The 22,230-nt window shown below is 66.9% G+C and carries 20 protein-coding genes and 2 pseudogenes; 12 read left to right on the top strand and 10 right to left on the bottom strand.

Translation table 11 applies throughout. From position 1 onward, the window contains the following. Positions 1 to 224 precede the first annotated feature (224 nt). From AOZ06_RS29095 to AOZ06_RS29085, 4 genes are all read right to left on the bottom strand, one after another. Positions 225 to 455 (bottom strand): hypothetical protein, encoded by a 231-nt coding sequence (locus tag AOZ06_RS29095; RefSeq protein ID WP_054292312.1) that lies wholly within the window; start codon positions 453 to 455, stop codon positions 225 to 227. 227 nt (positions 456 to 682) lie between these two features. Then, positions 683 to 1,729 carry a beta-ketoacyl reductase gene (locus tag AOZ06_RS60385; protein WP_236952458.1) on the bottom strand — a complete coding sequence of 349 codons (1,047 nt, stop codon included), beginning with the start codon at positions 1,727 to 1,729 and terminating at the stop codon, positions 683 to 685. A gap of 86 nt (positions 1,730 to 1,815) precedes the next feature. Further along, the gene (locus AOZ06_RS29090; RefSeq protein ID WP_218921796.1) at positions 1,816 to 5,865 is read right to left on the bottom strand and encodes a type I polyketide synthase; all 4,050 of its coding nucleotides are present in this window, start codon (positions 5,863 to 5,865) and stop codon (positions 1,816 to 1,818) included. A gap of 439 nt (positions 5,866 to 6,304) precedes the next feature. Beyond that, complete coding sequence (locus AOZ06_RS29085) at positions 6,305 to 7,174, bottom strand: class I SAM-dependent methyltransferase (protein WP_054292311.1); 870 nt, start codon at positions 7,172 to 7,174, stop codon at positions 6,305 to 6,307. A 26-nt stretch (positions 7,175 to 7,200) separates the two neighbouring features. Here AOZ06_RS29085 and AOZ06_RS56875 point away from each other — a divergent pair, with 26 nt between their 5' ends. Together AOZ06_RS56875 and AOZ06_RS29080 are read left to right on the top strand one after the other, a co-directional pair. Continuing rightward, positions 7,201 to 7,479, top strand: coding sequence for a hypothetical protein (locus tag AOZ06_RS56875; protein ID WP_157233315.1), 279 nt, complete (start codon positions 7,201 to 7,203; stop codon positions 7,477 to 7,479). 178 nt (positions 7,480 to 7,657) lie between these two features. Beyond that, entirely contained in the window at positions 7,658 to 8,026 is a 369-nt protein-coding gene (locus tag AOZ06_RS29080) for a hypothetical protein (protein WP_054292310.1), read from the top strand. Here the strand turns inward: AOZ06_RS29080 and AOZ06_RS29075 are convergent. Next, positions 8,005 to 9,603 carry an amidase family protein gene (locus AOZ06_RS29075; protein ID WP_054292309.1) on the bottom strand — a complete coding sequence of 533 codons (1,599 nt, stop codon included), beginning with the start codon at positions 9,601 to 9,603 and terminating at the stop codon, positions 8,005 to 8,007. The genes AOZ06_RS29080 and AOZ06_RS29075 overlap by 22 nt on opposite strands. Before the next feature lie 428 nt (positions 9,604 to 10,031). On the opposite strand from AOZ06_RS29075, the gene AOZ06_RS29070 reads away from it, so the two are divergent. Next, positions 10,032 to 10,241: a hypothetical protein gene (locus tag AOZ06_RS29070; protein WP_054292308.1), complete on the top strand. Its 210-nt coding sequence runs from the start codon at positions 10,032 to 10,034 to the stop codon at positions 10,239 to 10,241. Positions 10,242 to 11,036: 795 nt separating this feature from the next. Here AOZ06_RS29070 and AOZ06_RS29065 read toward each other — a convergent pair. Continuing rightward, positions 11,037 to 11,510, bottom strand: a complete 474-nt coding sequence (locus tag AOZ06_RS29065) for a hypothetical protein (RefSeq protein ID WP_157233314.1) — start codon at positions 11,508 to 11,510, stop codon at positions 11,037 to 11,039. A gap of 28 nt (positions 11,511 to 11,538) precedes the next feature. Beyond that, a complete protein-coding gene (locus AOZ06_RS29060) occupies positions 11,539 to 12,414 on the bottom strand; it encodes an NAD-dependent epimerase/dehydratase family protein (RefSeq protein WP_063810449.1) in 876 nt (291 codons plus the stop codon). Between the two features lie 112 nt (positions 12,415 to 12,526). On the opposite strand from AOZ06_RS29060, the gene AOZ06_RS29055 reads away from it, so the two are divergent. Then, entirely contained in the window at positions 12,527 to 13,159 is a 633-nt protein-coding gene (locus tag AOZ06_RS29055; protein WP_054292305.1) for a TetR/AcrR family transcriptional regulator, read from the top strand. Between the two features lie 27 nt (positions 13,160 to 13,186). Here the strand turns inward: AOZ06_RS29055 and AOZ06_RS60375 are convergent. Next, positions 13,187 to 13,579, bottom strand: a pseudogene (locus tag AOZ06_RS60375) (helix-turn-helix transcriptional regulator); the annotation flags it as partial. A 174-nt stretch (positions 13,580 to 13,753) separates the two neighbouring features. Further along, positions 13,754 to 13,948: pseudogene (locus AOZ06_RS54665) on the bottom strand (IS3 family transposase); the annotation flags it as partial. Positions 13,949 to 14,188: 240 nt separating this feature from the next. Here AOZ06_RS54665 and AOZ06_RS54660 point away from each other — a divergent pair. Beyond that, a complete protein-coding gene (locus tag AOZ06_RS54660; RefSeq protein ID WP_083472003.1) occupies positions 14,189 to 14,359 on the top strand; it encodes an IS110 family transposase in 171 nt (56 codons plus the stop codon). 198 nt (positions 14,360 to 14,557) lie between these two features. Here the strand turns inward: AOZ06_RS54660 and AOZ06_RS29050 are convergent, their stop codons facing one another. Next, positions 14,558 to 15,862 (bottom strand): helix-turn-helix transcriptional regulator, encoded by a 1,305-nt coding sequence (locus tag AOZ06_RS29050; RefSeq protein WP_054292304.1) that lies wholly within the window; start codon positions 15,860 to 15,862, stop codon positions 14,558 to 14,560. A gap of 139 nt (positions 15,863 to 16,001) precedes the next feature. Between AOZ06_RS29050 and AOZ06_RS29045 the strand changes: the two genes are divergently transcribed. The 7 genes from AOZ06_RS29045 to AOZ06_RS29015 are packed head-to-tail and all read left to right on the top strand — an operon-like array spanning position 16,002 to position 22,222. Beyond that, positions 16,002 to 16,394, top strand: a complete 393-nt coding sequence (locus AOZ06_RS29045) for a nuclear transport factor 2 family protein (RefSeq protein ID WP_054292303.1) — start codon at positions 16,002 to 16,004, stop codon at positions 16,392 to 16,394. A gap of 1 nt (position 16,395) precedes the next feature. Further along, on the top strand, positions 16,396 to 18,081 hold the full coding sequence (locus tag AOZ06_RS29040) for a CocE/NonD family hydrolase (protein WP_054292302.1): 1,686 nt from the start codon (positions 16,396 to 16,398) through the stop codon (positions 18,079 to 18,081). Further along, a complete protein-coding gene (locus tag AOZ06_RS29035; protein ID WP_054292301.1) occupies positions 18,078 to 19,370 on the top strand; it encodes a styrene monooxygenase/indole monooxygenase family protein in 1,293 nt (430 codons plus the stop codon). Before AOZ06_RS29040 ends, AOZ06_RS29035 begins: the two co-directional genes overlap by 4 nt. Then, positions 19,367 to 19,870, top strand: coding sequence for a flavin reductase family protein (locus AOZ06_RS29030; protein ID WP_054292300.1), 504 nt, complete (start codon positions 19,367 to 19,369; stop codon positions 19,868 to 19,870). The genes AOZ06_RS29035 and AOZ06_RS29030 overlap by 4 nt, the downstream gene beginning before the upstream one ends. Next, positions 19,870 to 20,841, top strand: a complete 972-nt coding sequence (locus AOZ06_RS29025) for an aldo/keto reductase (protein ID WP_218921795.1) — start codon at positions 19,870 to 19,872, stop codon at positions 20,839 to 20,841. The genes AOZ06_RS29030 and AOZ06_RS29025 overlap by 1 nt, the downstream gene beginning before the upstream one ends. Before the next feature lie 17 nt (positions 20,842 to 20,858). Beyond that, entirely contained in the window at positions 20,859 to 21,068 is a 210-nt protein-coding gene (locus AOZ06_RS29020) for a tautomerase family protein (RefSeq protein ID WP_054292299.1), read from the top strand. Beyond that, positions 21,068 to 22,222, top strand: coding sequence for an acyl-CoA dehydrogenase family protein (locus AOZ06_RS29015; protein WP_054292298.1), 1,155 nt, complete (start codon positions 21,068 to 21,070; stop codon positions 22,220 to 22,222). The genes AOZ06_RS29020 and AOZ06_RS29015 overlap by 1 nt, the downstream gene beginning before the upstream one ends. Positions 22,223 to 22,230: the final 8 nt, after the last annotated feature.

Raw genomic sequence — 22,230 nt, 5'->3', positions numbered from 1 at the left:
CGATGTTGCGGGCGAGAACTGCCCAGTCTCCCAGGGTGACGGTATGCACGGGCAGGGCCGCGAAGCGGGTGAGGAACGAGGTGTCGGCGTATCGGGAGAGTCCGTCGCGGACTGCTGGACACGGTCCGCGACTTGCGGCGAGTTCGACGGAGACGCGTTTGGATGTGTAGGGCAGTCGCACGTCGCCGATCCGTCGGTGTTCGCGGCTGTCCTGGCGGAGTTCTTCACCCGATGACCGATCCGGTGATCCCCGCGACTTGTCGGTCGCCGGCACACCGCGGGTGTTGAAACTGGACACTGCCGGTGCGCGCGTGACCGTCTCTGTCGCGGTATTCCACCGCACGTTGCCTGCCGTTCGACGACACCTGGATCAACACCACATTCGTTCGGCTGGCATACAAGGGGCGTTCCCACGGACCTGCCAGGGCGAAGACGGCACCCAGATCCGAACTCATAGGATCCACCTTCCGCACCTCGCCCGATCAGCACACCAGAGCCGTCTGCGCATCAGAATCGACGATGCCGCAACGATGCTTAGGGCCGGTTGCGTCTCGGCGTCAACATGAGACGACTCCAGTGCGACGGCGGACATCGGGACTGCGAAACGAGTGGCCCCGTCCCATTTCGGTGGTGGTCCGAGTGCGACGGCAAGATTGTCTGATGCGTACGGTCCACTCAACAACTACGCGGGCGGGTCGCCGTGCTCGGCTGCGAGGTGGTCGGCGATCGCCGCGATGGTGGGTTGCTCCCACAGCAGGGTTTGCGACAGTCCGATGTCGAGCCGTTGCTCGAGCTGCTGCCGGACGGTCACCGCGAGCAGTGAATCAATGCCTTGTTCACGTAAGGGTTGCTTGTCCTGCAGCTTTTCGGGTGGGATCTTCAGCGCGTCGGCGGCAGCCGCGCGGATCTGGTCGCGGAGCTGGTGGAGCAGTTCCGGCCCGCGCGGGGTGGACCAGATGGCCGCCTGCTCGGCTGGAGTGGTGTCCACCGGCCGAAGTTCGCGCAGGAGCACGGGTTCGGAACCGCGTAGTGAGTCGCGCTGCACGCGCAGGACGGCAAGGTTCGGCTCCGCGGTCATGCTGACGCGTTCCCAGGCCAGCAGTGCTTCCTCGGCCGTGAGGTCGGCGGTGCCGCGTGCGTTGAGCTCGGCGTTGATCGCCGCCGCGGACACCGACAGGCCGAGTCCGCGCCAGCTCGTCCAGGCCAGGGAGATCGTGTCCTGCGCCCCATCGGCTCGGCGGTGGCGGGCGAGCCCGTCCAGGAAGGCGTTCGCGGCGGCGTAGGCGGACTGGCCCGGCAGGTTGAGCAACTGGCCTGCGGAGGAGAACAGCACGAGGAAATCCAGCCGGCCAGGCGGGAACAGTTCGTGCAGGATCAGCGCTCCGCCCACCTTGGCGGCCATGACCGAACGGATCCGCTCGTCGTCCAGGTCGCGCATCAGCCAGTTGTCCGCGGATCCGGCGGCGTGGACACACCCGCGGATCGGCGGCAGGTCGAGCGCGTCCGGATCCAGCGCCCGGCGCATCTGCTCGTGGTCGGTCACGTCGGCCGCGACGCAGCGCACGGTGGCACCGGCCGTTTCGAGCGCTTGGATCGCCGCGATCCGCGCGAGCGTCTGCTGGTCGCCGACCTGCGCCCATTCTCGCCGTGGCGGCGGGACGGTGCGCCCCAGCAGAATCAGGCGCCGGGCACCCCGGCCGACGAGCCAGGCGGCGACTCGCAGGCCCAACGCCCCGAGCCCACCGGTGATCAGATACGTTCCGTCGGCCCGTCCAGTGACGGTGCCAGTCGGTGTGTGCGCCGCCGGTGCTGGTGTCAGACGCGCGGTTCGGACCTCGCCGTCGTCGATGGCGAGAATGTCCTGACCAGCGGGACCGGCGAGCAGGAGCTGTGCGAGCCGGTCGAAGTCGGCAGCACCCGGGTGCTGTGGGAGGTCGACGATGCCGCCCCACATGCCGGACTGCTCGGTCGCGGCGATCCTGCCGAAGCCCCACAGGGGGTCTGGGCAAGGCCCGCGGTGGTCACAGCTTCCCGTGCGCCGATTGTCAGGCACCACAGTGTCGTGTCGTCGCTCGGCCAGGAAGCGAGCGCGTCGACGAGCTGGTGGAACAGTATGACGCCGTGTACAGCTGCTTCGGTTGACGACGAGCCTCGCGCGGCTCCGGCGCCGGACAGGACAACGGTGTACGGCGGGTCGAGGCGGCCAGGGAGACCAGCCAGGTCTTCGGGGTGAGCGACGTTCTCCACTGCGTGGGCGTGCTCGCCCAGGGCGGCGGTCAGCGCGTCGTGCTCGGTGTCGTGGCCGACCAGGACAAGTGTGCCGGGTCGGGACGGGGTGCCGGATTGTTCGTAAGGGAGCCAGTCCATCCGGTACAGCAGGTCCGCGGGCCGGATGGCGTTCAGGTCGCCCAGCGGGCGACCGAAACTCAGGCCGGTCAACCGGGCGGCTGCCGTGCCGTCCCGGTCGCGGATGTGAACGTCGACCGTGTCGTTTTCCCCGGACGGTCGGACACGGATCAGAACGTGTTCCGGCGGTGGGCCCGACACCCATGCTTCGTCGATGTGAGAAGGCATGCGCAGCACCGGATCCCCGGGAAAGGACACCGACGCGATCGACGTGGCGGCGTCGAGCACCTCCGCCCAACTGGGATCGGTGGCATCCGGTTCGGCAGTGACCTCGGCTCGCAGCCTCCCCTCAGCGCCGCGCAGGTCCGTGATGTGCCACGGCAGTCCCATCGCGGTCACACCGAGCTCGGCCAGGCGATCGGTGACGAAGGAGACGGGCATCGGTTCGCAGGTCTCGTCCGGATCAGTCCGGTCGGCATCCGGGGACAGGACGGAGTCTCGTAGGTCGGGGGCGGTGTGCGCGGTCGTGTGGGTCATCCAGTCGTCGTCCGCCGCAGCAGCGGACGTCTGTTCTTCATCAGTGACGATGCGGGAGGACAACCGCAACAAACCGTCCTGGAGCACAACCTGGACATCTCTGGTCTGGTTCACGGATACGGGCACGATCAATGCCACGTCTCGCAGCGCGACCGCTTCTTCCCCGTCGCCGTGAACCGCACCGAAGAAGGTGTTGAGCAGCACGGCCGCCGGCACGATCTCCGTTTCGGCAACGGGATGGTCGCCGGGATACGGCCGGTTGGCGCGTTCCAGCCGGGTGCGCCAGAGCCGCGCCGGTGAGGTGCCGTGAACGGTGCTGTGCCCGCCGAGCAGTGTGCGGGTCTCTGGCACGTGGCCGCGGCCGCCGGGCGCCGGTGGCACCAGTTCCACCCAGTACCGCTCGTGCTGGAAAGCCGTCGTGGGCAGATCGCACAGCGAGCCGTTGCCGTGGATCGCCGGCCAGTCGACGTTCGCACCTCCGCAGTGCAACGCGCCAAGGTTCGACAACAGGGTGGGCATCTCGGGCTTGTCGCGACGCAAGGTGCCCACGATCAACCGCGGCCGCACATCGGCCGCTTCGAGAGTCTCCTCCATCGAATGGGCCACGACGGGGTGCGGAGCAAGTTCGAGGAACACGCGGTGGCCGTCCTGAGCGGCCGCTGCCACGGCGTCGGCGAAGCGCACGGGGTGGCGCAGATTGGTGGCCCAGTAGGCGCTGTCACGGGGAGCCAGGTCCCGTGGGTCGGGCAAGGCCGTGGAATACAGGGGAATAGCCGGTTGCCGCGGTCGCAGGTCACTGACCGCCGCACGCAGGGCTGCCGCCAACGGTTCCATCTGCGGGCTGTGGAAGGCGACATCGGAATTGACCGTCCGCACGGTCTGCCCCTCGTCTTTCCAGCGCTCCGCCAGTTGGGCCACCGTCTGCGGGCTTCCCGAGATCACTGTGGACGACGGAGCCGCCCACACTCCTGCGGTGACGTCGTCATGGCCTTCCAACAGAGTCGCTACCTCACGATGAGGTAGTGCGACCATTGCCATGGCACCGTGTCCGGCCACCTCACGCAGCAGCGCGGAACGGCGGCAAGCCAGGCGCGCTCCGTCGGTGAGGTCCAGTGCGCCGGCGGTCACCGCTGCGGCGATCTCGCCGACCGAATGGCCTATGACCGCACCGGGGCGTACGCCGTGGGCGCGCCACACCGCCGACAAACCCACCTGAACAGTGAAGATCGCGAGCTGTACCCGGTCGGTGCCGTCGAGGTCGGCGTGCAGCAATTCCCACGGGTCCACACCGAACTCCGCCGTGAAAACCGGTTCCAGCTCCTGCATCACCCCGCCGAAGGCGGGCTCGGTGGTCAGCAGTTCGCGTCCCATGCCGTTCCACTGGGCACCATGCCCGGAGAACACCCAGACCGGGTCCTGCCCGGCCAGTTCCGGATCGCGGTCACCGATGACCACACCTGCGTCATCACCCCGGCACTCATCCGTTGCCAGATAACGCAACCGGTCGGCGAGTTCGGTCACGCCAGCGGCGGTCACGACTGCCCGTACCGGCAGGTGGGACCGCCGCAGTGCCAGAGTGTGCCCTACATCGATCAAACGGCTGTCCTGGTGGGTATCCAGCCAATCAGCGAGCCGAGCGGCGTTGGCCCGCAGGCCCTCGATGGTCGCGCCGGACAATGGATACGGCACCGAGGCGGCCGAAGGCTCCGCACCCGGCGACGTGGATCTGACTGCGGGCGGCTCCTCGATGACGACATGAGCGATGGTCCCCCCGTAGCCGTAGCTGGCGACTCCGGCACGGCGTGGGTGATCGGTGCGTGGCCACTCGGTGGTTCGGCTCGTCAGCACCAACCCGTTGTCTCCCCAGGGAATCGATGGGCTGGGACCATCGTTCGCCCTCGTCGCCGGGATGACCCCGTGGTTGATGGCGAGCACAGCCTTGAGCACACCGGCCACGCCCGCGGCCGCTTCGAGATGACCGACGTTCGACTTGATCGAACCGATCAGGCACGGCCGGTCCGCCGACCGTCCCTGGCCCAGAACCGCCGCCAGCGCTCCCGCCTCGACAGGGTCTCCGACAGGTGTTCCGGTCCCGTGTGCCTCCACGTAGTCGACCGTGTCCGGAGCAACGCCCGCCCTGGCGTACACACGGCGCAACAGGCGCTCCTGTGCCTCCTGGCTGGGGGCCATGATGCCGTCGGTGCGGCCGTCCTGGCTGACCGCGCTGCCTCGGATGACCGCGATGACCCGGTCGCCTGCGCGTTGCGCGGCACTCAACCGTTTGAGCACCAGCACACCAACGCCCTCGCCGCGCCCGTACCCGTCGGCGGACGCGTCGAACGGCTTCGACCGGCCATCCGGGGAGATCGCCCCGGCGGCATCGAGCACAGCCGTCAGCCCCGGCCCTGCCATCACCAACACCCCACCTGCCAAGGCCAGCGGGATCTCGCCGAGCCGCAACGCGTTGCACGCCTCGTGAATCGCCACCAGCGAAGAAGAACACGCTGTGTCAGTCGCAAGACTGGCGCCGTGCAAATCCAGCGTGTACGAGATGCGGTTGGCCACCCCGCACAACGCGGCACCGATGCCGGTCCACGCTTCGATGCGGGGCGTGTCCTCCAGCAGCTTGCGGCCGTAGTCGTTGGATCCGACACCGATGAAGACTCCGCTGTCGGAATCGGCCAGCGAGTGCGGTGGTATCCCGGCGTGCTCCAACGCCTCCCACGCCACCTCCAGCACCAGTCGCTGCTGCGGGTCGATCAGTCGCGCCTCACGAGGTGAGATGCCGAAGAATCCGGCGTCGAAGCCCGCCACGTCAGCCATGAACGATCCGGTCGTGGTCGCTTCCCGCAGGCTTGTCGCCTGCTCCGGGCTCATCTCGGCGTAGTCGGCCCAGCGCCCGTCCGGGAGCGGGCCCGCGGCGTCGGCCTCGCGCAGCAGAAAGGACCACAACGACTCGGGCGAATCGATGCCAGCGGCCATTCGGCACGCCATACCGACGATCGCGATCGGTTCCGGGAGTTCGTCATCGAACGAGCGATTCGGCAGGGAGAACATCGACGTCGCTTCTCCTTCGCGATGTCATCGACACGTGGATGTGCGAACGCGATATGGCAACATCGGAACCGGTGTCAGTCCGGGTTTATATCCATCCAGTACCGTACTCTGCCACTCGATAGGTGTCGACACCGCCGGGAGAAGTCACCGGGACAGAGCAATGCTGTTCCCGTTCGAACGATATGATCACCCTCATTCAAGATGCGGAACCGCATTTCACCCGCTGTGCTTTGTGGACAATCGGATGTGATTTCGGTTCAGGTCGGCGAAAACACCGACCGAGGTCGGACCGCCGCCTGTCCGGTTGCTGTCCACTCGGCCGGACGGGACACCACAGCAACCGGGTTCCAGCTCACCGGTGGGCTCAGGGCTTGACCGCGTAGACGAACCGTTCGATCTCGGATGTGGGGAGTTCGCGTGCTGCCGGGCGGACATACCGGTGCTGGTACTCCGTGGGACCGACCTGCTCCCGCTCGACCCAGCCGTACTCCCGCAGCAGGCCGTCGACGTCCTCCGGCGCGATCCCGAAATGCCAGAGGCGTTGCCTGGTCACAAACCACCGACGCAGTGCCCCGGCGCCGTAGAGCTCACGACCGTCCAGGAAATCCGCACGGATGTAGGTGAAGATCAGTCGGCTGCCTGCGGGCAGCCGTCCCAGGGAGGCCAACGTCCTGCGCACGCCGTCCTCGGTGAGGTACTGGGTCACCGCCTCCCACACGACCATCGCCGGTTCGTCCATCCGGAACCCCGCCGCGGCAAGGCATTCAGCGAGGTCGTCGGTCCGGAAGTCGACCGCGACCAGCCGAACGCCCGCAGGCCCACGGTCGCGGGTCACTTTCCGCTTGTGGTCGATGCTCGCGGGCAGGTCGACTTCGAACGCGCTGGCCCCTGCCGGAACGACCAGCCTGCGTGCCCGGGTGTCGAACCCCGAGCCCAGCACCACGACCTGGTTGATCCGCGCCTGGACGGCGGCACTGACCTGGTCATCGGCGTACCGCTTCCGGCACAGCATGCTTCCCCACAGGCCGGGAGCCGACCTGTTGACCAGTCCGGCCAACCACTCCCGTACCGGTCGCCACCGGCACATCCCCACCACCAGCCGCACCCGCCGCGGCAGCATCCGAACGGCGAGATCATCACGCACCAGCCGCTGGTTCGCGGGAACGTGTTGCTCGATCGCGGCGATCGCTATCGGTCCGATTGCCGTCCTCGCGACGGCAGGGAGCTTCACCATGTCTGCTCCTTCCGAAATTCCTTCCCATGGGGGATCTTAAAGGTGGTGCGGAGTTGCTGCCGACTGCCGTGAATCTGAATCCTTCGGTTTCTCGAACATCGACCGGCCTGCTGCGGCTGCGCGCCGGGCAGCCGCTCGGCGGCACCTACTTCGTCATCCGGGAAACCGGGAACCTCCGCGAACTCGGGGAGTCCGACGAGCGCGTCACCGCGGTGGCCACCCGGCCGACGCCACCTGCTTCACCGGAACCGAGCGGATCACCCTCGAACTCGCGCAGGCCGTCCTCACCCCGACCCGGGTGGTGAGCGCGGCCATAAGCGTTGTACGTCAAGGCGTCCGAGCACTACGACGCCAAGGCACTGTGGACGCTCATCGTGGCGATCACACACATCGGGTTCTTCGCCCCCGGTCGCGCTGATCGCCAAACCGTTGCCGGGCATGCCCTCTGATCAGAACTACCGCGACTGAGAAAGGCAGACATCGATGTGTGACATCAGATTCGCGGTCGCCGGAGCAACCGGACGGCTCGGCTGCCACCTCGTCGCCGCCCCCGCCGAACGCGGGCACTGGGTCGTGCTGATGTCCCGGGCCAATGGCGTGGACATCGTCACCGGCGGCGCGAAGGGCGGGTGCCTGCCCAGTCCGCACGCCAAGCTCGCCGGGCCCACCGTCCAGGAACGGCTCGACGCCCAACCCTTGCCGTTGTTCCAGACACCCAGCCAGTTCCGGCGGGACTCTCCCGGCCCGCCGCCCTGGGTGTCCCTTATCCCAGCGGTGATCCGACTCTGGTGTGAGCAGGACACCCAGGCCAACGGTCTTCGTGTGGGCGGTCAGCGTGTTGTCGGCAGGTAGCGCGGCGTCCGCCGGGCGTTGGTGGCCTGCTCGAAGGCGTAGGCGAATCCGAGCAGGCGGGCGTCGCTGAAGCGGGTGCCGATGAAGGACAGTCCCAGGGGCAGCCCGTTCGCGGAATAGCCCGCGGGCACGGTGATGTGCGGATAGCCGCCCGTCGTCGAGTGGGTGGTCGACTTGGCGAAGGGGGCGCTGTCGCGTTCGTGACCGATGACCGGCGCGGGCAGCGATGTCGGGGTGACGATCGCGTCGAGGCGGTGCCTGCCCAGCAGGTCGTCGATCGCACGCCTGGCCGCGCCGGTGGCCGCCTCCCGGTGGGCCCGGTACGCGGGTGCGGTCAGGTCGCCGTCGGTCTTGTCGGCCATGTCGAACAGCAGGTGGTCGAACCCGTCGGGGTGCCGCTCGTGGTACTCGATCAACTCGCGCAGGTCCTTCGGGTGCCTGCCCGGCGTGGCGGCGAGGTAGGCGTTCAGGTCGTGTTTGAACTCGGTCAGCACGGCGGGCAGCGTGTGTGCTGTCGTCACGTCCTGGATGTCCGGCACGTCCGCGCCCTCCACCACGGTGGCGCCCATGTCGCGCAGCCGCCGCACGGCCCCGTCGAACACCCGGTCCACGTCAGCGTCGACCCCGGTGTGCCCCGCTCGCCACAGGCCGATGCGCTTGCCCCGCAGTGCGTCCCGATTCAGGACGGCACGGGGGTCACTCGGCAGTGCGCCCGCCGCGGCCGCGGTGGCCGGGTCCGCGGGATCGACGCCCTGGATCGCCCAGAGGGTCAACGCCGCGTCGGTGACGGTGCGCGCGATCGGCCCCGGCGTGTCGTGGCGCGAGGTGATCGGCACGATCCCCCCGCGGCTCACCAGGCCGAGGGTGGGCCTGATTCCTACCGTCGAGGTGGCGCTCGCCGGGTACACGACCGACCCGTCGGTGTCCGTGCCGATCGCCACCGCAGCCAGTCCAGCCGCTGCGGATGCCGCCGAACCGCTCGAAGAACCGGACGGGCTGCGGTCCAGGACGTAGGGATTGTGCGTTTGGCCGCCGATCGCACTCCAGCCGTCCGGCAGATTGGACCCGCGGAAATTCGACCACTCGGAAAGGTTGGCCTTGCCCAGGATCACCGCTCCCGCGGCCCGGAGCCGCGCCACCAGGAAGGCGTCCTCCGCGGGCTTGGCCGCGAGCAGCGCCTTGGAGCCCGCGGTGGTCGCCTGCCGGTCCGCCGTGTTCATGTTCTCCTTGAGCAGCACCGGGATTCCCTCCAACGGTCCCCGGGCCCCGTGGGCGCGTCGGTGGGCGTCGCTGCGTCGTGCCATGGTGACCGCGTCCGGGTTGACCCGCACCACCGCGTTCAGGATGGGGTTCAGCTGGTCGATCCGGTGCAGGTAGCCGCGGGTCGCCTGCTCAGAGCTGAGCAGGCGCGCGTGCATGGCCGTCTGGAGGTCGACGACCGTGGCGTGCTCGAACAGCCCGGCAGGGGCCGCGTCACCCCGCGCACCGGTCGATGCCACGGCTGGGGTGAGCGAGCCCACCGCGACCGCCGCGGCGAGCCCGGCCGCGAGGTACTTCCTCCGGCTGAACGTACCCATCGAGTTTCTCCCTGTACTTCTGTGTCCACGTGGGACGCGGCGCGATGTCGCGCACGCGGGAAGAACGGTATTGACGCGGCGTGGCCACGGCCATCCAGCTGGATCCCGGACCGGTGGTAGCGCTGGCGCTACCACCGGTCAGTCCAGGCAGACGCCGAGCAGTCGGGCTGTTGCGGCGTCGCACCGTGTATCGGTACGTGCCCGCCGCCGGTCGCACCACGGCCTCCAGCAGGCCCGGCCGCTCCGGTGGGGCCGTGGCACACCACCGTCTTGCCGCTCGGCGATCCGCGCCTGGGCTGCTGCCACGACGGCCGACTCGACCGCGTGCCCCTCCTCACGTACGTGCCCGTCAGACGGGGCACCACCAGTGTGCGGATCGCTGGAACGCGGAGTCGTCATCACCGGCCGCCGACGTTACGGTGAAAATCATGACGGGGTACGAGTTCGGCATGGTGACGTGGTCGATTTCCCGCGACAAGGGCACAGTCAATCTCGCCGGGACAGCGGAACGCCTTTGCCGTGGTGGCGTCTCGGACATCGTCGAGGTCCTCACCGGCCTCGGCCACGAAGGCTGGGACGTCGCCGCCTGCACCACGGGCCGCGATTACCTCATCTGGACCATGCGCCGACAACTCTGAGCCCCACCCTCTCCACCGGCTCGTGCACACCACCGGGTGGCTCCCGCGGGACTGGTCAAACCGGCCATGGTGACATCGAGACAGGGGACAACAAGTGGGGCAACGGCATTCCTCCCTCCGGTGTCTACTTCGGACATCGACATGTGGGTCGATCGCGCCAACGACGACGCGGAACCGCGCGCGGTCACCGTCTTGGGCTACCGGCGGGAAACCTGCCCCCACGTCGGCGTGACACGGCACCCGGCCGGGGTCGGCGCTGGTGCTGCGGTCGGGGTGCTCCAGCAGGACAGCGACCGCGTCGGGTCGTCGTGCAGGCCAACCGGGCTGGTCGAAGACGGGCCCCGGGAGATCGAAGCCGTAGTCCGGTTCGAGGCCGGCCGCGCCCCATCGCAAACCCCGCGAAGGCCAACCACCGCTGCCGCAATGGAAACAAGACCTCAACACCGTCCACAAATGCGTCCGCGCCCGAGTCGAACACGCCCTGGCACACATGAAGTCCTGGAACATCCTGCGCAACTGCCGCCGCAAACACGACGGCGTCTGGCACGCCACCCGCGGCGTCGCCCAGATGCGCAACCTGACCACGACATCCTGACCAGCCGCCCCGGGGCGCACACACCACCGTCACCTATGCCCACCAACGCCTCTTGATCATTACGGGACAACCTTTGGCCTGGGCGGTGGGGCCTCGGCGATAGAAGTCGTCGACGCGGCCACCGTGTCTTCTTCGAGTCCAACACCTCGTGAAGTTGATCACGCGGTGGCCGCGCCCATGAACGTCACCTGTACCACGGATCAGTGGCGAGTTTGCTCGACGAGCTTGCCCCAGCGTTCGGCGTTCATCGCGGCGTCGAAGGCCGGTTGCAGGTCGGGGGTGAGCACCTCGATCATGAGTCGGTTCTCGACCCAGACGTCGAGTACGTCGAAGGCGCCGCCGCGATTGCCGAGCCGACAACGCCAGCCCTCACGTGCCGCGATCTTTTCGACACCAGAGCGGTCGATCGAGGCCTTGAGCGCAATGTGCGTCGGCGTCAGCAAGGGCGCGGAGGGGTTCAGCGTGAACTCGTAGTCGTCCGAGGTGTCCAGGGGTGCAAGCTCGACACCGTGCGGGTAGAACTCGATCTGGCTCGATGGTTCGTCGCTGGAGAAGGCGATCCACGCACCTGGATAGGGAAAGAAGGGGTAGGCGCTTCCCTGCCAGATGTCGGCCGCGGCTTGCGCGGCACGTTCAGGATCATTCACGGCTACGGATACATGGCTGATTGTCACTGTCTTCCTCTCGATCAGCTCTCGTGGGTCACAGGCGCCAGGTGCGGAGATCGTCGAAGAGCGTGGGCCGCTGGCACCGCCAACCAAGCTCTCGGTGCGCCTTCTCGCTTGAGGCGACCTGATCAAGCAGGAACGCCTCGACCATGACGCTCCAGTACTTCTCGGCGTCCAGCGGGTCCCAGCTCTCGACCGGCACACCGTGGAGATCGGCAACGGCCTGAGCAATGTCGCGTACTTGGTGGGAGCGGTCGTCGGCGGCGAGGTACACCGACCCGGACGGAGCGGACTCCACCGCGAGCGCGTAGAGATCACCCAGGTCGTCGGCGTGCACCGTGGCCCATCGGTTCGTGCCATCGCCGATGTGGCGTACCACCGGTCCCTGGTCACCGTCCTGAGGGTTGAGCAGCATGGGCACATAGCCACGTCCGTGCCCGTAGACGAGCGCCGGTCGGATGCGCACGGTTCGGGCTGCCCGGCTCGCGGCGGCCTCCACCAACAGGTCCTCGACCGCGGGCCGCCATGACACCACCGTCGGCGGTGCGAACGGCCGGTCCTCGGTGGCCGGCTGATCTCCGGTGTTCCCATGCAGCCACAGACCGCTGGTGTAGACCAGCGGCTTGCCGGTGCCCTCGAAGGCGTCCAGCAGGGAGTTGACGACGGTGCGATCAAGCGCGCCGGCGCGCTCGTCGTTGCTCGACGCGGCGTGGACCGCGCCGTCGACCTCGCCGAGGACACCGTTGAGCGCGGCGGGGTCGAACAGGTCGGCGACTAACGGCTCTACACCTGCTGGTACCTGCCGCGTCACAGCGGTGACCACCCCGATCACCTGGTGGCCGCGCTGCACGAAAGCACGGGCGGCAGCCCCGCCAATCGTTCCCGACACACCAGTCACTAGCACTCTCATGATCACGACACCCGATTTCTACCAGCGTTAGAAAAGTCTGGTGATGGCGACGGTAGCCCCGACGTGGCCGAGTTGTCTACCATCGTTAGAAATCTTGGGGAGGGGACGCACCGTGCCGGACCGAGCGCAACGCATCAAGGGGAACAGCCGGCAGCGAACCGACGCGCACAGCCAGTTGCGGGCAGCCCTGCTCACCGCGGTCCGGGAGCTCGCCGAGCAGGCAGGCGGCTACGAGTCAGTCACCATGCGGCAGATCGCCGCGCAGGTCGGCTACGCCGCACCGGTCGTCTACGAGTACTTCCCCGGCAAGCGCCAGCTACTGCTGGCCGTGACTGACGTCGGCTTCGCCGAACTCGCCGATCGACTGGCGGAGGCCGGATGCCCCAAGCGCAACCCGCGCAGAGCTGAAGCCAACCCGCTGATGGCGGTCGCAGACGCGCTATGGACCTTCGCCACAGCCAACCCGTGCCTCTACCAACTCATGCACACCCTCGTCGACGTACCCTTCGGTACCGGCGACACCCCCGCCTCAGCCCTGCGCTGCTTCGAGCTACTCAAGTCGGCCGTGACCGCCGCAGCTCCAGACCACCCGGCCAAGGCCCAGGACGACGATGCCCCCACCGACCTGTTCTGGGCCCAGCTGCACGGCGTGATCACGCTAGCTCTCCACGGTCGAATCAAGGGTGGCCACGCCCGCGCCCGATCACTTCTTGACCATGCCGCCACCACGTTCCGGGATCACTGAGCGCGGTCGGGCTCAGGAAGACCCTTCTTAGCGGGTGGCGACTGCGGCGGCGCGGTTGTGTAGGGCGGTGCGTAGCCATTGCGGAGTCAGCTTCCGCGTTCGTGGCGAGCTGCCACAGCGCCCATTCGGCGTGTCTCGAATCTTGGAAGGTCAACTCCAGCCGCAGCCAGCCCGTCTGGGGCGGCTTCTTCGGCGAGGACGGCCAGCGCGGCGCCCACCAGGTCCCCCCGCCGCGCCGGGTCCACTTCGTACCAGTGCGGTGACTTGGTCGCCGCCGATGCGAAACTGCGCGCTGCGTTCCTGCCAGGCCCGATCCAGATCGACCCGGTCTGGTCGCTGTGCGGGTTCGGCGAGTTCCTTGGCGGCCAAGATCCGGGACAGCCGTTGGATGCGGCCCGCGCCGGACGTAACCGCGAACAAGTCACAGAGCCACTGACAACAATTCCGCACGGACACTGACGTTATTCCGCGCTCAACGCTCGGAGCTGGTCATACGGACGGCGGTCAGGACCGGTGTGGGTGCCGTCGTGGTTGTGGTCGTGGTGGCTGGTGGGGGTGCCCCGTTTTGACGGACAGGTCGATGTTGCCCCTGTTTCACGGACTCGTTGGTGAGGAGGCCGGGCTCGACGGGTGGGCAGTGGTTTCGAACTCTATCGGGCTCATCCAGTCCAACGCGGAGTCCTGTCGGCGGCGGTTGTAGAACCCTTCTATGTATTCGAATATCGCGTTCGCGAGCTCGAGTCGGGTTCGCCAGCGTTGCCGGTCGAGTAGCTCTGTTTGCATGCGGCCCCAGAATGGTTCTGTCCAACAGACCGCAAGGCCGGGTGTCGGTGGCGGTGACGTGGTCCGCCAGGATCACGTCCATGCCGGCGAATGTCAGCCTTCATTTCCAACAGACCGTGAGTCTTGAACGAGTTCGGGCGCTGCTGGGCTTGCGGGGTGAGATGGCTGGTGAGATGTCGTGCCGAGAGCACTGTTCATTAGGGCGCCGATGCCCCGCGCTGCGGATCAGCGGTAAGGGAGACGTGCATGCCAGCAGCGGGGTGTGGGATTGACTGGGCGGAAGGCCATCATGATGTGGCTATTGTGGACGAAAATGGGGCGGTGATCTTCTCTGGCCGAATCGGCAACGATGCCGCGGGATTGGCGACCTCAGCAAGCTCGAGCGCTCTCGGACGCGACGGCTCGCCACATTGTTGAGGCGCGCTGGCCGCGTGCGCGGTATCGACGCCGAGGCGGAGGACGACACCGTTGAGGAAATCCTGAAGCACATCGTCAGGTAGAGGGGTTGTGGCGGGCGGGCGGAGCCCGCCCATGCCAGCGCGTCGGCACCGTCGCAGTCTCAGCACGCGTAGGACTTGTCCACGGATCTCCAGCGCAAGCACACTCCGGCACTGTCTACATAATTCCTGCAGCGTCCGGCACAGTACTGATTTGCGCGAGGTCACGCGCGAGGGCGGCGGCTTCGCCGCGCGAGCTGACGTCCAGTTTGTTCAGAATGTTGGCGACGTGGAATTTCACGGTGTGTTCGCTGATGTGCAGGTGTTCAGCGATCTGCCGGTTGCGGTGACCACGAGTGAGTTCTTGGAGGACGTCCAACTCCCGGGGATTGAGGGCGGTCAGGGGATGGGTGTCCGGGACGTCCGGAGCGGCCAGCGGCAGGAAGGCTGTGACCGCCGTGCCCCACCCGGGTACGGCGTCCACTTCCAGAGTGCCGTTCAACGACGTGATGCGATCGGTGAGCCGGTGCACGGCGAGTGCATCGCGGGCGAGTGTGCCGGGTCCGTCGTCGCGGACGGTGACGCGTAGCTGGTTGTTCTGGGTCTGCCACACAACGCGGATTCGGCTGACTCCGCCCTGTTCCAGCATGATGAGTGCGGTGCCGCGGACTGTGGCGCGTGCCGCATGTGCGATGTCTGCGGGCAACGTCGCGGCTTGGGCCGGTGCGACGAGTTCCAACGCGACGTCGGTGTGGTGGGTGAGTAGGTTGAGCTTGTTGGCCAGGCGTGCGAACGCCTCGGTGATGCTTTCCTCGCTGCCTGCCCGGTCTCGATCGCTGGCTGTTCGTGATTCAAGCAACGCGGACACGGCGAGTTCAGTGGCTGCGTGACGTGCCGTTGCGTCATCCAGGCTGCGCGAGCGCAGCGGACCGAGTATGGAGGTCAGGGCGACCGAGTGCGTGTCGGACAGTTCGGCGATCACCTTGGCCCGCTCGCTGGCGGCTACTCGTTGTTCCGCCAGGTAGACAGGTTCGGCTTCGGCGAGCAGATCGACGATATGGACGTTGGTCGCGTCCCACACGTGCTGGACCAGCTTGATCACCCGGTCGGCGGGGTCGGCACTGTCGACCGGAATGATCGCGAGCAGACCACCCGCGGAATTGGTCGGTTTGCTGGCCGCCGCGAGCACCGGCTGGACGCAGCCCGCGATCGCCGCTGAGCCGAACCACGGTCGGCCGATGTCCACGATGTCGGCGAGACGTGTCATCTCGACGCTGGTCACCGCTTCTGCTAACACGGGATCACCGTGGCTGCGCAGCGGTGACTGAAAGCAGTCACCGGTGAGCATGGCGATCCCATGGTGGGGCACAAGCTCGCTCAGGACATCCGACAGCCGTTGCAACACCTCCGCGAGTGGGGTGCGCAGAATGTCGAGCACCGCGCCCACTGCCTCTGTCGGATCCGTCCAGTCCACTGCGGCCATACCTCACCTTAGGCGCATGGCCAGACCGGGACGCTACTCCTCCGGCTAGGACAACCCGTCCCAACGAGCGATCGACCTGCCCTTCTCCTGGAGATCTACTGGTGCGAGGCATCAGCCAACCAGAACCAAGGACGGATCGATGGCAATGAGTGACGTCGAGCAGAACAAACGGACCGTGCTGGCCTTTGTGGACATGGCCTTCAACGCCCACAAGCCACGCGAGGCGGCGGACAGGTACATCGGAGCTGAATATGTTCAGCACGACCCTCACGTGGCGGACGGCCCGGACGGGTTCGTGACCTCCCTGTCCGGCTACCTCGAACGCTTCCCGGAGATCTCCTTCGACAGCAGGCGTGTTGTCGCTGAAGGAGATCTGGTCGTTGTCCACGGCCTGCTCAAGAGCTCGCCAGAAGACCGGCAGGGCACGGTTTGCATGGACATCTTCCGAGTCGCCGAGGGGAAGATAGTCGAGCACTGGGACGTCATGCAGCAGGTGCCGGAGGCGTCTGTGCACAGCAACGCGATGGTCTGACATGACCGACACGCGGACCGGCCCGGTTCGGTTCATCGACCCGATCAACGTGCCGGAGGATGGCAGGTATCCCGGTTTCCGTCCGGGCACGGTGCGGGAGAACGGCCTACGGATTGACCACGATGTCAAGGTCGTGCTCCGCGGCGGTGAATCGCTGTACGTGGATGTGTATCGATCGGCTGACGTGCCTGGGCCGTTGCCGGTCCTGATTGCCTGGGGGCCGTATGGCAAGCACAATTCTCCGGGGCGGGACAAGACCTTTCTCCCCGCTGCCGAGATCGACCCGGCGTGGGGTATCTCGCGGTACGCGCCCACTGAGGCACCCGATCCGATGTATTGGTGCCCGCACGGTTACGCGGTCGTTTTTGCCGATCCCCGGGGAACGTGGGGGACCCCAGGTCAGTTCACCATGGGCACGCAGCAAGAGGCCGAGGACTACCACGACTTGATCGAATGGGCCGGTACGCGGGACTGGAGCACCGGCAAGGTCGGTCTCGCGGGCGCCTCGTACCTCGCGTTCGCGCAGTGGCGAGTGGCGGCGACCAGGCCGCCGCATCTCGCCGCGATCAACCCGTGGGAAGGTCTGCTGGACTTCTACCGCGAGATCTTCTATCACGGTGGCATCCCCGAGACGCGATTCATTCCGCTGTGGACAGGCAAGGCCATGGGCTGGGCACACACTGGCACGGCCGTGATCGAGGCGTTGCAGTCGCTCGCCGCGCACCACCCGTTGCGCGACGAGTACTGGCACAGCAAGGAGGTCAATCTCACCGGCGTTGATGTGCCCGCCTTCGTGGTGGCCGGCCTGGCCAATCACGGACTGCACCTGCGGGGGACACTCGAGGCGTACAAGCAGCTCGCCGGAGGCCAGACCTGGCTGGAGGTACACGGACAAAAAATCTGGAAGCACTACTACGACCCGGACAGCGTCGCACGGCAACGTCAGTTTTTCGATTGGGCGCTCAAAGACGAGCAGAACGGGTGGGTCGATCAGCCCCCTGTGCGGATCGAGGTGCGCGACCACGGTCCTGAGGGGACCCTGCGCGCGGAGCACGAGTGGCCACCGGAGCGGACTCGATACACGCCCCTGTACCTGGACGCGTCGACAGCGTCGTTGACCACCACGCAGCCGGACACACCGGCCTCGATGCGCTACAACACGGCCGCGACCAAGCCCGGCCGTGCCCAGTTCGATGTGGTGTTCACCCAGGACACCGAATTGACCGGGCACATGAAGCTGCGGCTGTGGATCGAAGTGGACGCCAGCACCGACGCGGATCTCTTCGTCGCGATCCAGAAAATCGACGTCAACGCGCAGGTGATCGGGTTCCCGTTCGTCGCATTCCGCGATGACGGCCCGGTCGCGCTCGGCTGGTTGCGTGCGAGTCACCGCGCGCTGGACGAACAGCGTTCGACACCCCAGCAGCCATGGCATCCGCACACCGCGGAGGAGCCCCTCGAGCCCGGCGTGCCGGTCCCGGTCGACATCGAGCTGTGGCCATCGGCCACGCACTTCGGGCCCGGAGAGGGGTTGCGCGTCGTCGTGCAGGGCAGCGACGTGTACCTGGTGCCCGGCGGGGAGTTCGGCCACGAGAACACCCGCAACGCCGGTCACCACACCCTGCACACCGGCGGCCGGTACGACTCACATCTGCTCGTGCCAATGATCACAGGAGCACCGGCATGACCTCGATTGGCATCGTGGGGGCGGGGATCGGAGGACTGCACCTCGCGCTCTACCTGCAACAGCACGACGTACCGGCGACGCTCTACGCCGAGCTGACGTCCCAGCAACGGCTGGCCGGTCGGCTGCCGAACACAGCGGTGCACTGGGGGCCGACCCGCGAGCGGGAGCACGCGCTCGGCGTGAACCACTGGGATGAGCAGGCAGACGACTGGTGCGTGCGACACGTCCATTTCTACGGCATGTTCGGTGCCCGAACGATGACCTTCACCGGGATGAACGACGTCCCGGGCATCGGCATTGACCACCGCATCTACACCTCGACCCTGCTGGAGGACTTCCTCGCCCGCGGCGGTGACGTGGTGTACGGCGCGGTGATGGTCGGTGATCTCCCAGCATTGTCGGACCGCCACGACCTTGTCGTCGTCTCCGCCGGGCGCGGCTCGATGGTCGAGCTGTTCGAGCGCCGCTCCGACGGTCGGCCGTTCACCGAGCCGCAGCGGTTCATCTGCACCGGAATCTTCGACGGTATCGCGCCGCAACAGCCGATCGGCTCCTCCATCAACGTGATTCCCGGCTCCGGCGAACTGTTCCAGTTGCCGTTCCTCACGTTCGGTGGACGCAAGACGGCCCTGCTGACCGAGATCATCCCTGGTGGACAGCTGGACGAGTTGCGCACGGTGCGCTACGAACAGGATCCGGTGCGATTCAACGCCACTGTGCTGCGGATGCTGCGCACGTCGTTCCCCCATCTCGCGGAACTCGTGGACGAGAACATCTTCGGCATCACGCGGGCGGAGGACGTGCTCCAAGGCGCGATCACTCCGACCGCGCGCCGCGGCTATGCCCAGCTGGAAAACGGCAAATGGGTGATGGCGCTCGGAGATGTCTCACTGGTCAACGACCCGGTGCTCGCGCAGGGTGCCAACACCGCCTCGGCCTGTGCTTTTCTGCTCGGCGAGGCGATTCTCGCCGACAACCTGGTGTTCGACGAGATGTGGTGCGCGCGAGCGGAAGCCCGGATGTGGGACTACCAGCGAGCAGCGTTCGAGTGGACCAATCACATGCTGCGCACACCGCTGCCCGGCAACGCCACCAAACTGATCACAACGGCTTGCGGAAATCCCGAAGTGGCTCGGTCATTCATCAACAACTACGCCGCCCCCCAAGCCAACTGGGACATCCTCGCGAGCGACGCGCGCACCGACGCGTACCTCACGCGTCACGGCGGCGGCCCTGTCACGCCGCCATCCGCTGGTGACGACCGAGCGACCACAGCGAGCACGCGGTGACCGCCGCGGTCGACGCGTCCACGCTGCGCGCCGCGTTCCGGCTGCACCCGCAGGGTGTCACGATCGTGACGACACACGACGAGTACGGCAACCAATGGGGAATGACCGCGACCTCGGTCACGTCCGTGTCGCTGGATCCGCCGCTGGTACTGCTGTGCGTGACGAATCGGTCCGGGTTGATCGGGCCGATGACGGCGGGTGCCGGTTTCAACGTGCACTTCCTCGCCGCCGACCAGGCCGAGTTGGCGACGCGCTTCGCCACCCCGCTGGCGGACAAGTTCACCGGCGCCAGCTACGAGTTCACACCGACCGGAGGCACGAAGCTGGACGGTGCCCTGGCGTGTCTGGAATGCGTCGCGGACTCGACCTACCAGGGCGGTGATCACACGATCATCGTCGGCCGGATTGTCGATCTCAGCATCAGCAGTCACGCCGATCGGGCATTGGTGTTCTTCGACGGCGTCATGACACCCGTGGGGACCAACGGAAAGGATCTCTGATGAACATGCCCCAGCGTGCGCTCGGCACGCTGAGCGTGCCCGCGATCGGCCTCGGTTGTATGGGCATGTCCGCGTTCTACGGCACGACCAATGAAACCGATGCGTTCGCCACCATCGATCGAGCGATCGAACGCGGCTGCACACTGCTTGATACCGCCGAGATGTACGGGCCGCACATCAACGAACAGCTCGTCGGCAAGGCGATCGCGATGCGGCGCGACGAGGTGATCGTGGCGACGAAGTTCGGTGGACGCTCATCGATCGACGGAATGGCAACGGGTTCACGCGCCTACATTCGGCAGGCCATCGAGGGATCGCTGCGGCGGCTCGGCACCGACCATGTCGATCTGTACTACCTGCACCGCGTCGACCCGAGCATACCGATCGAGGAGACCGTTTCCGCGATGGCGGAACTGGTGGCCGAGGGTAAGGTTCGGCACCTCGGCCTGAGCGAGGCGTCCGCGACGACGTTGCGACGCGCCCACGCCATCCACCCCATCAGCGCGCTGCAGACCGAGTACTCCTTGTGGGAACGCCACGTCGAGGCGGAAATTCTGGCCACGTGCCATGAGTTGGGTGTCGGGTTCGTGGCCTACTCGCCACTCGGCCGCGGTTTTCTGACCGGACGCGCGGCGGACCCCACCCAACTCGACGACAACGACATACGACGGTCCATCCCGCGTTACCAGGGCGCGGCCCTGACCCTCAACCTCCGCCTGGTCGACAAGGTCACGGAGCTGGCCGCCGCACGGGGCTGCACCCCAGCGCAGCTGGCACTGGCGTGGGTGCTGGCCCAAGGCGAGCACATCGTGCCCATTCCCGGCACGCGCCGCCCGGAGCGGCTGGAGGAGAACCTCGCATCGACTGCAATCAGACTGTCCGATGTGGAGCTCACGCGGATCGACGCGGAGCTGCCCGCCGTGGTGGGCGACCGGTATCCGCCCGGCGGTATGTCCACGATCGATCTCTGAATCGAGGAGAAATCAGAATGCCTCTTGTCACGGTTCATCTCTGGGAAGAGCTGCTGGACACCGACATGGAGACCACGGTCATCGCTCGGATGACCGACGCGGTGGTCGAAGTGCTCGGCGAACAGGCACGGTCATTCGTCACGGTTGTGGTGAAAGGGATTCCTCAGCGCCGCTGGGGGACAGGCGGCCAACCCGCGTCTGTTGTGTCGCCGGTGCGGGGCACCTGATGGTCGACACCGCCACACCGTCGGCGATCACCGGACACGACGTGGTGCGCCGCATCCGTGACCACAAAGCGGAGTTCCAGGATCGCGCGGAGACCGCGGAGCGGAACCGGCGGCTGCCCGAGAAGTCAGTGACCACGCTGGTCGACGCCGGCGTGGCCCGCATGCTGGTTCCCCGCCGCTTCGGCGGTGCGGAACTCGACATGAACGCGTGGTTCGATGTTGTGTCCGAGATCGGCGAGGTCGACGCATCGCACGCATGGTGCGCAGGCCTGCTGATCTCGTGGCCGCATATGGTCGCCTACTTCCCCGACCAGGCACAACGGGAAGTGTGGGCAGACGGGCCGGATGTGCTCATCGCAGGTGGTGTTCCGCCGGTCTGCACGGTCGAGCAGACCAGCGGTGGCTATCGGCTGTCGGGCCGCTCTCCATTCATCAGCGGTGTGACGCACAGCAGTTGGGTTGTTGTCGCTGGAATGGTTACCGGCGACAGTGCGCCGCAGTGGTGTTACTTTCTCGTACCGCAGGGTGACTACACGGTCGAGGACACCTGGTTCACCGTCGGAATGCGCGCCACCGGAAGCAATACGGTGGTTGTTGACGATGTGTTCGTGCCCGAGCACCGCGTGTTGCGGCTGGCCGACTTCCGAGAAGGTCACGGTCCAGGCAGCAGCACGAATCCTGCGCCACTCTACCAACTGCCGTGGTTGTCCTTCGCGCCGTTGACGTTTGTCGGCTCGATGCTCGGCGCGGCGCGCGGCGGCTACGAGCAGTTCCGGGAGTGGGCGAGGACACGCGCCGAGTTCGCCAGTGTGCATCTGCGGATGGCGACGGTCGGTACGGACCTCGACATGGCGGAACTCCTCGTCCGACGCGCCATCGCTGAGACAACGAAGCCCGCCGCACCGTCACTTGAGATCCGCACTCGATCGATGCGCGACTTCTGCCGAACCGCCCAACTCGCGGTGTCGTCGATTGACACGGTGCTGGCCATGAGCGGTACGGCCGGTTTCGCCGAGTCGAACGCGGTGCAGCGGGCATGGCGCGACATCCACTTCGCGGCCACCCACGTCAGCCTCAATCCCGAGGTCAACGCGGTGCCGTGGGCGCGCATGGAGCTGGGGCTCGCTCGCTCGGCCACGACACAGCTGTACTAGGAGCTGTC

Origin of the sequence: Kibdelosporangium phytohabitans (assembly GCF_001302585.1) — a bacterium.
Taxonomy (GTDB): Bacteria; Actinomycetota; Actinomycetes; order Mycobacteriales; family Pseudonocardiaceae; genus Kibdelosporangium; species Kibdelosporangium phytohabitans.
This window is presented reverse-complemented; position numbering and strand designations above follow the sequence as displayed.